Source organism: Bradyrhizobium sp. 14AA, assembly GCF_054185205.1.
In genome coordinates this window covers 55236-68253 of the sequence record NZ_JAVAYM010000034.1, presented here as the reverse complement: position 1 = coordinate 68253, position 13018 = coordinate 55236, and the positions used below count along the sequence as shown (strand labels likewise).

Here is a 13018-nt window from a genome sequence, read left to right as displayed (position 1 = left end):
CTTCTGCCAGCTCAAACACTTCCGACGCTTGGCAACCCGCTATGACAGGCGAACCGCCAACTTTACCGGCTTCATCCATCTCGCAGCCGCAATGATCTGGATGCAATGAATGTCGATCGGTCCTAGCCACTTGGGCAGTCCAGCCCTGCGCCCGAGGCAGGCACCTTGCGTCGGCGGGAACAGGCCACCATCTGTGTGAGCCTCAAGGACTCCTACCATGCTGGATTTCACATCAGATATCGCCGATGACGCCCCGTCATCGCGAACGGAAGCGGCTGCGCCGGTCGATGACCGGGCGCTGCTGGACGCCTATTCGAATGCCGTGATCGACGTGACCGACCGGGTCGGTCCTGCGGTCGTGCGCGTCGAGACCGGGCCGAAGGTGCCGAACGGCCGCGAGCGCGGCGGGCTCGGTTCCGGTATCGTGATCTCGCCTGATGGCCTCGTGCTCACCAACAGCCATGTGGTCGGCACGTCGAAGGAGATCCGGCTGCGCGACGTCGAGGGTCATGTCGGCGACGCCCGGGTGCTCGGCGTCGATCCCGACACCGACCTTGCGCTGCTGCGCGCCAACGGCGTGCGCGACTTGCCCTATGCCGCGCTCGGCAACTCCAAGACCCTCAAGCGCGGTCAGCTCGTGATCGCGATCGGCAATCCGCTCGGCTTCGAATCGACGGTAACTGCCGGGGTGGTCTCCGCGCTGGGGCGCTCGATCCGCTCGGTAAGCGGGCGCACCATCGAGGACGTGATCCAGACCGATGCCGCGCTCAATCCCGGCAATTCCGGCGGGCCGCTGGTGTCGTCGAATGCCGAGGTGATCGGCATCAACACCGCCATCATCAACGGCGCGCAAGGCATCTGCTTCGCGGTCGCCAGCAACACCGCGCAGTTCGTGCTGTCGGAGATCATCCGCCACGGCTATGTCCGCCGCGCCTATATCGGCGTTGCAGGGCAGACCGCACCGGTCCCGCGACGTCACGCGGTGCTGGCCGGCGTCGAGAACAAGATGGGCGCGTTGCTCGCGCAGATCGAGCCCGACGGGCCGGCGGCGAAGGCGGGCCTGTTGCCCGGCGACGTCGTGATCAGGCTGGATGGCGCCGAGATCAACGGCGTCGACGATCTGATCCGCGTGCTGGATCGCGACCGGATCGGCCGGCGGCTCGCCATGGACGTGCTGCGGCTCGGCCGCCTGCGGGCGATCAATATCGATCCGATCGAGCGGAAGCCGCAGCGCTAGCGTTCCGCGCCCTGGGCGGGGTATGACGGTGTCATGCCTCGCCTCTGGAAGCTTGCCGCATGATGCCGGCACATGAGACCTACGACGTCATTGTCATCGGCGCGGGCGCCGGTGGCATGACGGCTGCGGCGGTGGCCGCTGCCGAAGGCTTGCGCGTGCTGGTGATCGAGAAGACCGCCTTCGTCGGCGGCACCACGGCGTGGTCCGGCGGCATGGTCTGGATCCCCGCCAATGCCAAGATGAAAGAGGCGGGGCTCTCCGACAGCATCACGGATGCAGTCCAATATCTGTCGAGCACGGTGCCCGAGCCCGCCAATGCCGGCCTGCGCGCCGCTTTCCTCGCGCGAGGGCCGGAGGCGGTCGCCTATCTCGAAGCCAATACCGAGGTGCGCCTCCAGCCCGTGAAGGCCTATCCGGACTACTATCCGGAACGGCTGGGCGCGACATCAGGCGGGCGTGTGCTGGAGCCGGCCGCGTTCGACGGCACGCAGCTCGGCGGGGCTTTCGCGCGATTGCGGGCTCCGCTGCCGGAGTTCACGCTGTTCGGCGGGATGATGGTCGACCGCCTCGACATTCCGCATCTGCGCCGGGTCGGAAAATCGCTGCGCTCGACCTTGCGCGCGGGGCGGCTGGTCTGCGAGTACGCCTGGCAGAGGCTGCGCGGCCCGCGCGGCACGACGCTGCATCTCGGCAACGCGCTCGCTGCGCGGCTGTATGCCTCGTTGCTGGCCCGGCGGGTCGAGATCCTCTTCAGCGCGGACGTCGAAGATTTGTCCATGCAGGGCGATCGCGTCGCCGGCGTGGTCATCCGTCATGGCTCGCGCGACCGCCTGATCGCCGCGCGCCGCGGCGTGGTGCTGGCGACCGGCGGCTTTTCGCACGATGCCGTCTTACGCAAGCGTTTCTTCCCGGCTGCTGCCGGCTTTGTCTCGGCGACCCACACGTCAGGTACGGGCGACGGGCTTCGGTTTGCTTCCGCAACCGGCGCCGCGCTCAACACGGAGGCGACGAGCCCGGCCTATTGGGTGCCGGCCTCGCTGTTCCGCCGCGCCGATGGCAGCCGTGGCGTGTTCCCGCATATGGTGAGCGACCGCGCCAAGCCCGGCGTGATCGCGGTGAACGCGGCCGGCCGGCGTTTCGTCAATGAGGCGCTCCCGTACCACGAGTTCGTGCGCGCCATGCTGCGCGATGGCAATGGTGAGCCGGACCGGCCATTCTACCTGATCTGCGACCGCGCGTTCCTGTGGGCTTACGGCCTTGGCCGCATCAAGCCGTTCACGGGCGGCGTGCGGCGCTATGTGGCGAGCGGCGAGCTGCTCGAAGCTCCTGATGTCGCGCAACTGGCGGCGAAGATCGGCATCAAGCCCTCCGTGCTCACGGCGACGCTTGCGGCCTACAACGCTGGTGCCAAGGAAGGCCGCGATCCCGAGTTCGGCCGCGGCAGCACCATCTATCAGCGCCACCTCGGTGATATCAGCCACAAGCCCAATCCCTGCGTTGCGCCGATTCTCCGCGCACCGTTCTGCGCGATGCGCATCTACCCGGCTGATCTCGGCACGGCCATCGGCACGAAGGTCGATGCCCAGGCCCGCGTGCTGCGCGAGGACGGCACGCCGATCGCGGGCCTCTATGCCTGCGGCAACGATATGGGCTCGATCATGAACGGCAATTGTCCGGGGCCGGGGATTACGCTCGGCCCGACGCTGACGTTCGGATACATCGCGGGGCGGCATTTGGCGGAGGGGGCGATGGTCGCTGCAGGTATGGCGGCGGCTTCAGACTAGCGATCCCCACCGCTGTCTTGCCCCGCGAAGGCGGGGCATCCAGGATTCCAGAGGCAGCGAGATTAACAACAATCGCCGCGGCGTACTGGATCGCCCGCGCAGGCGGGCGATGACAGCTGCGTGCTTGGCGACAATGCGGCCGCTACTCCGCCGCCGCGGCAAAGCGGCTGTTCTCCAGCTCCGCTTCCAGCCGTGCGGTCTCCGCCGCCGCCAGCTTGATATTGGCTTCCTTGACGTGTCCGAAACCGCGGATGCTCTCCGGCACACGGGCGAGCCGCGCCAGCAGCGGGAGTTGCTCCGCCTTCAGCCCGGCGATCCGCTGATCGATCATGCCAAGATAATCCTCGATCAGCTTCCGCTCGGTCCGCCGCTCCTCGGTGCGGCCGAACGGGTCGAATGCGCCGCCGCGCAAGAACTTCAGCTTGGCCAGCACGTGGAAGGCGTGGATCATCCAGCCGCCGAACTCCTGCTTCTGGAGACGTCCGGTGGTCTTGTCGCGCTTCGCGAAGATCGGCGGTGCCAAATGGTATTTCAGCGTGAAGTCGCCGTCGAACTTTTCGGACACCTTCTTGGCAAAGCTGCCGTCGGTGTAGAGCCGCGCGACCTCGTATTCGTCCTTGTAGGACATCAGCTTGAAGAGGTTCTTCGCGACGGCCTCGGTCAGTTCGGTTGACACGGGGGAGACGGCCGTTTCCGCCTTGCGCACCTTGGCGACCGTCGCGAGATAGCGGTCGGCGTAAGCCTTGTCCTGATAGCTAGTCAGGAATTCCGCGCGCGTCGCGATGATGTCGTCGAGCGATTTCGTCGGGGCAGACGCCCGGCTCTTGAACTGCAGCACGCTGCGCACCCGCGACATGTCGTGGGCGGCGAGGCGGCCCCAGGTGAAGGCGAGCTTGTTCATCTCGATCGCGGCGCCGTTGATCTCAATGGCGCGGAGCAGGGCTTCCAGCGAGAGCGGGATGGAGCCCTTCTGGAAGGCGAAACCGAGCATGAAGGGATTGGTCGCGATGGAGTCTCCCATCAGCGCCGCTGCGATACCGGTGGCGTCGATGATGTCGAGGTTCTTGTCGCCGACGGCGTCGCGCAGCACGGTCTGCATCGTGCCCATCTCGAAATCGATATCGGGATTTTGCACGAAGCTAGCGGTCGGCTGCAAATCGGCGTTGATATAGGCTTTCGTCACGCCGCGCTCGGCGCGGCTGAGCGCGGTCGGGCCGGCCGAGACGATCATGTCGCAGCCGAGGATGACGTCGGCGCCGCCGGTGGTGATCCGGACGGCGGAGATGTCCTCCGGCTTCGGTGCGATGCGCACATGGCTCATCACCGCGCCGTTCTTCTGCGACAGGCCGGTGAAATCGAGCGCCGAGCAGCCGCGGCCGTCGACATGGGCGGCCATGCCGAGCAGCGCGCCGATGGTGATGACGCCGGTGCCGCCGATGCCGGTGACGAGAATGTTGTAGGGGCCTTCCAGCTCACGCGCGGGCGGCAGCGGCAGATCGGCGAACAGCTGGCCGGAATCGACCGCGGAGGTCTTCATGCGCTTCATCGAGCCGCCATGCACGGTGACAAAGCTCGGGCAAAAGCCCTCGACGCAGGAAAAGTCCTTGTTGCAGTTCGACTGGTCGATCTGGCGCTTGCGGCCGAACTCGGTCTCGAGGGGTTGCACCGAGACGCAGTTGGAGGCTTGCGAGCAATCTCCGCAGCCTTCGCAGACGAGCTCGTTGATGAAGGCGCGTTTTGCCGGATCGGGGTAAAGGCCACGCTTGCGGCGGCGGCGCTTTTCGGCGGCGCAGGTCTGGTCGTAGATCACGACCGTGAGGCCCTTGATGTCGCGCAGCTCGCGCTGGACGGTATCTAGCGCGCGGCGATGATGGATGGTCGCGCCCTGCGGGAAGTAGTTGCCTTCAGGATATTTGCTGGGATCGTCCGAAACGATCGCAAGCCGCTTGACGCCCTCGGCCCAGACCTGATGCGCGATCTGCGCGACGTTGAAGGCACCCTCGGCCGGCTGGCCGCCGGTCATCGCGACGGCGTCGTTGTAGAGGATCTTGTAGGTGATGTTGATGCCGGCCGCGGAGGCGGCACGCAACGCCAGCAGGCCGGAGTGCGTGTAGGTGCCGTCGCCGAGATTCTGGAAGATATGCGTCTCGGTGGTGAAGGGCGACTGACCGATCCAGTTCACGCCCTCGGCACCCATGTGCGAGATCAGATCGGTGCGGCGGGTCGGCATGCTCAGGGCCATGCCGTGACAGCCGATGCCGGCCATGGCACGGCTTCCCTCCGGCACGCGGGTCGAGGTGTTGTGCGGACAGCCCGAGCAGAAGAACGGCGTGCGCGCGAGCTTGATCTGGGTGCTGGCGGTGACAGGGTTGTCGAAGGCCTCCAGCCGGGCAAGGCGCTGCTCCAGCACCGGGCTGTGATGGCCGAGCTTGCGCAAGCGCGCCACCAGCGCGCCCGCAACGATGGTCGGCGTCAGCTCGCCCTCGCTCGGCAGCAGCGGCGCGCCACTTTCGTCGCGCTTGCCGGTGACGGTAGGGCGCCTGGACGCATCGATGTTGTAGAGGATGCGCATCAGCTGGTCTTCGATGAAGCCGCGCTTCTCCTCGACGACCAGCACGTCCTGAAGGTCTTCGGCGAAACGCTTCGCGCCGCTTTCCTCCAGCGGCCAGGTCAGTGCGACCTTGTAGATGCGAAGGCCGAGATCCTGCGCGTCCTTGTCTGTAATCCCTAAGTCGGCCAGCGCCTGACGCAGATCGAGATAGGCCTTGCCGGTTGCGACGATGCCGAGCCGGGCCGGCTTTGAGTCGAGCACGATGCGGTCGAGCTGGTTGGCGCGGGCAAAGGCCTGCACCGCCGCCATCTTCGGCCCGAACAGGCGCCGCTCGGCGTCCAGCGGCGGATCGGGCCAGCGGATGTTGAGGCCGCCGGGCGGCATCTCGAAATCGTTGGGCAGCACGATCTTGATGCGTTCAGGATCGCTATCGATCGACGCCGAGCTCTCGACCGTCTCGCTGATCGCCTTGAAGCCGACCCAGCAGCCGGAGAAGCGCGACAGCGCAAATCCGTAGAGGCCGAGATCGAGATAGTCCTGCAGCGTTGCCGGATTGATCACGGGGATCAGCGCTGCGGCGAACACCTGCTCGCTCTGATGCGCCAGCGTCGAGGACTGGCAGCCATGGTCGTCGCCGGCGAGCGCCAGCACGCCGCCATTGAGCGCGGTGCCGGCGGCATTGGCATGTTTGAGCGCATCGACCGAGCGGTCGACGCCGGGCCCCTTGCCGTACCAGATGCCGAACACGCCATCGACCTTGGCGCCCGGGAACAGGCCGACCTGCTGGCTACCCCAGACGGCGGTCGCCGCCAGGTCCTCGTTGAGGCCGGGGACGAAGGCGATGTCATGCTGCTGGAGATGTGCCTTCGCGCGCCACAGCGCGTGGTCGTACATGCCGAGCGGGGAACCGCGATAGCCCGAGATGAAACCGCCGGTGTTGAGTCCCTGGAGCCGGTCGCGTTCGCGCTGCAACATGGGCAATCGAACCAGGGCCTGCGTACCGGACAGGAAGATCCGCTTCGATTCGAGCCGGTATTTGTCGTCCAGCTCGACCTGCATCAGCGTCATTTCGGAAGTCCTCGTTTCTTATTCGGTTCTAGTTCGGCGTGGGGTTTGCGCTGCGGGAGAGATTTGCGGCTGCGCGACGCGAATTGTGACAGTCAAGAGCATGGGCCGGTGAAGTCAATATCGCTGGCCGCATCCGTGGCGCTCCTGCTAGTCATGGCTTGCCCGCGGAGAACATCATGGCTGCAAACGCATTCGACACCGAGATCACCGACACGCCCGAGGCCCTGATCGGGCCGTGGCGCCAGCCGCGCCAGATGCTGCAAGCGCAAACCTACGACGCGCACGCCTCCATTCACGACGACGCCACCGCGCAAAAGCTCGGCTTCAAGGGCGGCACCATCGAGGGCCCGACGCATTTCAGCCAGTTCGCACCGCTCGGTGCGCTTCTATGGGGACGCGCCTGGTTCGAGACCGGGTGTATCTCCGCGCATTATCGCAGTGTCTGCTATGAGGGTGAGGAGGTGCAGGCGATCCTGTCGAGGCCTCTCCCCGGCACGAGCCAGTGCCAGATCCAGATGGTGAAGCGCGACGGCACCGAGGTGCTGCGCGGCACGGCGTCCGTCGGAGATACGTTAGCCCCGACCGCGCTGGAGGCGCGCCTTGGCGAGCTCAAGCCGCTGGCCGATCCCGTGATCCTGCGCGATGTGAAGGTGGCGCAGACGGGCAGGAGGCAGACGGTGCGGATGGCGTTCGACCAGATCATGGGCGACCTTTATCCATTCTCGCTGCGGCAGAAGCTCGCCGTCATCACCGAGACCTCGCCTTATTATTCCGGTGCCGAGAACCCTTCTTTGAATCCTTGGGGTAAGGCCATCATCCCGATGGAGATGCTGAGCGTGCTGTTCCAGTACCGCTCCAAGGACGATCCGCTGCCGGCCAAGGGCCCGGCCGTCGGCCTGTTCGCCGACCAGGAGATCCGCCTGGTGAAGGGGCCGCTCTTCGTCGACGAGGCGTACGAGGTCGAGCGCGAGGTGGTCGCGCTCTCTGGCAGCCGCCGCACCGAGAGCGCCTGGGCCAAGACGCGCGTGTTCGACAAGGCGGGCACGCTGGTCGCGACCATGCTGCTCAACATGGCGACGCTGAAGGATTCCTATGCGCCGTATGAGGCGGAGTATCGGCGGCTGTATGGAGATACTGCCCGCTAAAACCAGGCTTCGCCGTCGCTCATCCCTTGGGCAAATGCACGTCGCAAAGCCGTCGCACAGCGAATGAGCATACGCGCGCTCTTCCGATAACATTTTGATAGCGCAGCAAATTTCTCCGCACTGCGCCTTCAATCGCAATTGTACACAATGGCACGCCGCTTGCAGAACTCCTGGCAAGAGAGTTCTCGCGAGGGGTGGGCGTCATGTTGAACTCAAGCAAGCCGACACTGGGCGTCATCGGCGCCGAGCCCGAGCCGATCAAGCTCGACTGGGCGGCCACCGCGCTCGTGATCATCGACATGCAGCGCGATTTCATGGAGCCCGGCGGCTTCGGCGAGACGCTCGGCAACGACGTCAGCCAGCTCGCGCGCGCGGTGAAGCCGATCGGCGCGGTGCTGAAGGCTGCGCGCGACAGCGGCATGCTGGTGATCCACACCCGCGAGGGCCATCTGCCCGATCTCTCCGATGCGCCGCCGGCGAAGGTCGAGCGCGGCGCGCCGAGCCTTCGCATCGGCGATCCCGGTCCGATGGGGCGCATCCTCATTCGCGGCGAGGCCGGCCATGACATCATCCCCGAACTCTATCCGCTCGACAGCGAGGTCGTGATCGACAAGCCCGGCAAGGGCGCGTTCTACGCCACCGAGCTCACCGACGTGCTGGAGAAATACGGCATCGAAAATCTTCTGGTGTGCGGCGTCACCACCGAAGTGTGCGTCAACACCACCGTGCGCGAGGCCAATGACCGCGGCTATCGCTGCGTCGTCATCTCGGACGGCTGCGCATCCTACTTCCCCGAGTTTCACGAGATGGGCCTGAAGATGATCAAGGCCCAGGGCGGCATCTTCGGCTGGGTCGCAAGCTCAGCCGCAGTTCTGGAGGCAATGAAGGTTTCGACCACATAGGGGTATACGCATGAGCACATCGACGGGGACGGCCGGCAAATCTGACTTGAACAAGTCCGAGTTTAAACCGGCGCTTTGGACATCGGGCGACTGGAACGCGTTTTTCGGCTTCGGCACCAACATCCTCGTCAATATGCTGGTGCTCACGGGCCTGTTGCGCTTCGTCCTGAAGATGCCTGACAGTCTCGTGTTCGGCCGCATCCTGCCCGCACTCGGGCTGATGATGTGCCTCTCCACCTTCTACTACGCGTACCTCGCCTATCGCCTCGCGCAGAAGACCGGCCGCAACGATGTCTGCGCGCTGCCGTCGGGCGTCAGCGTGCCGCACATGTTCATCGTCACCTTCGTGATCATGCTGCCGATCACGCTCAAGACGGGCGACCCGCTCAAGGGCTGGTCGGCCGGCCTCGTCTGGGTGTTCTTCCAGAGCTTCATCCTGATGATCGGTGGCTTCATCGCGCCTTTCATTCGAAAAATCACCCCGCGCGCGGCGCTGCTCGGCACGCTCGCCGGCGTCTCCGTCACCTTCATCTCAATGCGTCCGGCGCTCGAAATGTACATGACGCCGCAGATCGGTCTGGTCTGCTTCGCCATCATCCTGGTGAGCTGGTTCGGCGGGGTGAAATACTGGCGCGGCATTCCGGCGGGCCTCGTCGCCATCGCGGCCGGCATGATCATCGCATGGGGCTCGAACCTGTTCGGGCTCGGTCTCGGCGGCTTGAGCATCGCGGGCGTCGGCGCTGCTTTCGCCAATTTCGGCTTCTCGGTGCCGATCCCGGCCGTGGGCTACGTCTTCTCCGGCTTCGAATTCCTCGGCATCATCCTGGTCACCGCCATTCCGTTCGGCATCTACGACCTTGTCGAGGCCATGGACAATGTCGAGAGCGCGGAAGCGGCCGGCGACGAATATCCGACCACGCGTGTGCTGACCGCCGACGGCGTCGTCAGCCTGATCGGCTGCCTGATGGGCAATCCCTTCATCAACGCCGTCTACATCGGCCATCCCGGCTGGAAGGCGATGGGCGGCCGCATCGGCTATTCGGCCGCGACCGGCATCATGGTGGTGGTGCTGGCCTGGTTCGGCATCATCTCGGTGCTGCTGGCGCTGGTGCCTGTGGTCGCGATCTCGCCGATCCTGCTCTATATCGGCATGCTCATCGGCGCGCAGGCGTTCCAGACCACGCCGGTCAAGCACGCGCCCGCGATCGTGTTGGCGCTGACGCCGCATCTGGCGGCCTGGGCCAAGCTCCAGATCGACACGATGCTGGGCTCGACCATGACGGCGGCCGCAACCGTCGGCGGCATGGCGGCCGACAAGGCTGACGCGGTCAAGCTGGCTGCGATCGCCGCGCTGCCGCAGCAGGGCGTGTTCTATCACGGCCTGGAAGTGATGGGCGGTGGCTCTATCCTCGGCGGTCTCGTCCTCGGCGCGATCGGTGTCTTCATCATCGAGCGCGATTTCGAGAAGGCCTCGGCGTTTGCTCTGGTCGGTGCCGTGCTCACCTATTTCGGCTTCATGCACGGCGAAGCCGTCGGCATCGGCGGCGGCTTCGGCGTCACGCCCGCAGTGGCGTTTGCCTATGCCGTGATGGCGGCGGGCCTGTTCGCAGCCAGCAGGCTCGGCGCCAGCGAGCCCTACGCCGCGCATCCGGAGATGCACGCCGCGCCGGCGGAGTAGAAGGACGAAGCATCGAACGCGGTCGGGTGGCGTCACGCCGTCCGACCGCGTTCGTTTCGCGCCAGGCCGGCCCCCTCCCGAAGCACGCCAGATTTGGATCCAGTACCAGGCTCGTGCACCGCAGCAAATGATGGCGCGGCGTCTGTGGAACCTTAAGCGGCATCAGGCGTTCTTTTGCGCGAATGAGCAGCGCCGTTGCCCCGGCGCAGCAAGTGCCGAGGCCGAGCGCTTGGCTGTGCTGCTGGGAGGGATGCTCATGAGACTCACTCTTTCGGTCATCAAGGCTGACGTCGGCTCGGTCGGCGGACATACGCAACCGTCTTCCCTCATGATGGCGACTGTCATCGGCGAAGCCGCCCGGGCGGTCGACAAAGGTCTTCTGATCGACAGTTTCGTCTGCCACACCGGCGACGACATCGCGATCATCATGACGCACACAAGGGGCGAAGGGAGCGCCGAGGTCCATCAATTTGCATGGAACACGTTTCTCGCGGCTACGTCGGTCGCGAAAACCTCCGGGCTCTACGGCGCCGGCCAGGATCTTCTCGTCGACGCGCCGTCCGGAAATATCCGCGGCGCCGGACCGGCGGTCGCGGAGCTCAGCTTCGACCACAGCCTCTCGGGTTCGAGGCCTGCGGAGTCCTTCATGGTGTTCGCCGCCGACAAATGCGGCCCCGGCGCGTACAACTTGCCGCTCTACCTCGCCTTCGCCGATCCCATGTATTGCGCCGGGCTGATGCTGCCCCCGATGATCAAGGGTTTCCGTTTCCATGTCATAGACATGGACCACACGGCTGGCGACAGCATCATCGAACTCGACGCGCCGGCGGACGGCTACCACATTGCCGCGCTTCTCCGCGACAATGAGCGCTTTGGGATCGATCGCATCGTTTCTCGAACATATGACGAGGTTGTCGTCGCTGTTTCGGCGCAGCGTCTTCACGCGATCGCAGGCAAATACACCGGCAAGGACGACCCGGTCGCGATCGTCAGGAATCAGGGGATTTTCCCGGCGCCCGAAGAAATCGTCTCGCCGTTCGCCAAGGCGCATTTCGTAGGCGGCGATGCGCGAGGCTCGCACGTCATGCCGCTCATGCCGGTGCCGCTTAACACGGCGGTGACAGGCATGTACTGCCTGCCGATCGTTTCCTGCACCGGCTTTTCGATCGACAAGGATGGCCGCTTCTCGGAGTCGCATACCGATTTCTTCGACAACCCGGCGTGGGACGAAGTCCGTCGGCGCGCCCAGAGCAAGGCAATCGAGATGCGCAGCCAAGGCTGGTCCGGCGCCGCGATGCTGCCCTATTCCGAGCTGGAGTATGGCGGCTTCCGTGACACCGTGACCACACTGATGAAGCGTTTTCGGCTGCGCGAGGAGCGCAAGCCGGAAGCCGCCGAGTGAGGAACGCTACGCCGTGCATGATGGCGACGTGCTAACGCTGGGAGGTCGACTTGGCGAGAAAACGTATCGGCATTCTCACGGGCGGCGGCGACGTCTCAGGCCTCAACGCGGTCATCAAGAGCGTGACTTATCGCGGCAGCGAGAACGACATCGAGGTTGTCGGTCTCCGCCGGGGTTGGGAGGCTCTAACGCACCTGAACCTCGAGGATGCGGCCAGCAGATCCCGCTACCTCATGCCGCTGAATCGTGAAAACACGCGCACGATCGATCGGCGCGGCGGCACAGTGCTGCACACGAGCCGCACCAATCCGTCAAAAATGCAAGAGCTGCCCGATCATCTCGTCGGCAGCGACCTTCCAGCTTCCGTGAGTACCAAGGGCGGCATCGCGACCAAGACGTGGGACCTCACCGCCCAGGTGCTGGCGAACCTCTCGGGGCTCGGCATCGAACATCTGATCGCTATCGGCGGCGACGACACGCTCAGTTATGCGGCCAAGCTCAACGACCTCGGTGTCAAGATCATCGCCATCCCGAAGACGATGGACAACGACGTTCGCAACACCGAGTACTGCATCGGCTTCTCAACTGCGATCACCCGTGCCAGCGATGCTATCCAGCGGCAGCGCACCACGGTCGGTTCCCACGAGCGAATTGGCATTTTTCGCGTCTTTGGCCGCGATGCCGGATTTACCGCGCTCTACACCGCGTACGCGACCTCGATACGGTGTGTCATCCCGGAGTACAAGATCAATCTCGACAAGCTGATCGAGTTGCTTATCGAGGACAAGCGCGCAAACCCAAGCAATTACGCGCTGATCGTGCTCAGCGAGGGCGCCGAATGGGAAGGCTACAAGCCGCAGGAATATGGCGAGCCCGACCCCTACGGTCATCGCAAGAAGGCTAATGTGGCCGAAGCGCTTGCCGATGAGATAAAGCGGCGAGCCGGCGAGCAGACGATGACCTCTGACCTCACCTACGACCTGCGGTCGGGCGATCCGGACTTCATCGACAAGCTTGTCGCCTTGACCTTCGGTAACATGGCGTTCGATGCCGTCCTGGAAGGCAAGACCGGCCTCATGTCGGCGCTGGTGGAAGGTCGCTACGACCTCGTGCCCATCCCTGACGTCAGCCTCGGGCCCCGCAAATTGGACGTCGCCAGCACCTACAACACAGAGCGCTACCGTCCCAACTACTTCAACAAGTGCGGTCTTCCGATCTTTCTCAACCGCGCGTCGTAGGGAGCAAGATGTG

Annotated in this window: 8 protein-coding genes; 7 read left to right on the top strand and 1 reads right to left on the bottom strand. The window is 64.9% G+C overall.

Annotation, left to right across the window (positions count from 1 at the left end):
- Positions 1 to 217: 217 nt before the first annotated feature.
- Both RAD15_RS39065 and RAD15_RS39060 read left to right on the top strand, forming a co-directional pair.
- A complete protein-coding gene (locus RAD15_RS39065; RefSeq protein WP_458184025.1) occupies positions 218 to 1237 on the top strand; it encodes a S1C family serine protease in 1020 nt (339 codons plus the stop codon).
- A gap of 59 nt (positions 1238 to 1296) precedes the next feature.
- Positions 1297 to 3021: an FAD-dependent oxidoreductase gene (locus RAD15_RS39060; protein WP_458184024.1), complete on the top strand. Its 1725-nt coding sequence runs from the start codon at positions 1297 to 1299 to the stop codon at positions 3019 to 3021.
- Positions 3022 to 3163: 142 nt separating this feature from the next.
- Here RAD15_RS39060 and RAD15_RS39055 read toward each other — a convergent pair whose 3' ends face one another.
- Positions 3164 to 6640: an indolepyruvate ferredoxin oxidoreductase family protein gene (locus RAD15_RS39055; RefSeq protein ID WP_458184023.1), complete on the bottom strand. Its 3477-nt coding sequence runs from the start codon at positions 6638 to 6640 to the stop codon at positions 3164 to 3166.
- A 176-nt stretch (positions 6641 to 6816) separates the two neighbouring features.
- Here RAD15_RS39055 and RAD15_RS39050 point away from each other — a divergent pair, with 176 nt between their 5' ends.
- From RAD15_RS39050 to RAD15_RS39030, 5 genes are all read left to right on the top strand, one after another.
- Positions 6817 to 7785, top strand: a complete 969-nt coding sequence (locus RAD15_RS39050) for a hypothetical protein (RefSeq protein WP_458184022.1) — start codon at positions 6817 to 6819, stop codon at positions 7783 to 7785.
- A gap of 203 nt (positions 7786 to 7988) precedes the next feature.
- Entirely contained in the window at positions 7989 to 8687 is a 699-nt protein-coding gene (locus RAD15_RS39045) for a cysteine hydrolase family protein (RefSeq protein ID WP_458184021.1), read from the top strand.
- 10 nt (positions 8688 to 8697) lie between these two features.
- Positions 8698 to 10365, top strand: coding sequence for a regulator (locus RAD15_RS39040; RefSeq protein ID WP_458184020.1), 1668 nt, complete (start codon positions 8698 to 8700; stop codon positions 10363 to 10365).
- A gap of 130 nt (positions 10366 to 10495) precedes the next feature.
- The gene (locus RAD15_RS39035) at positions 10496 to 11767 is read left to right on the top strand and encodes a fructose 1,6-bisphosphatase (protein WP_458184019.1); all 1272 of its coding nucleotides are present in this window, start codon (positions 10496 to 10498) and stop codon (positions 11765 to 11767) included.
- 50 nt (positions 11768 to 11817) lie between these two features.
- The gene (locus RAD15_RS39030) at positions 11818 to 13005 is read left to right on the top strand and encodes a 6-phosphofructokinase (RefSeq protein ID WP_458184018.1); all 1188 of its coding nucleotides are present in this window, start codon (positions 11818 to 11820) and stop codon (positions 13003 to 13005) included.
- The last annotated feature ends 13 nt before the right edge of the window (positions 13006 to 13018 follow it).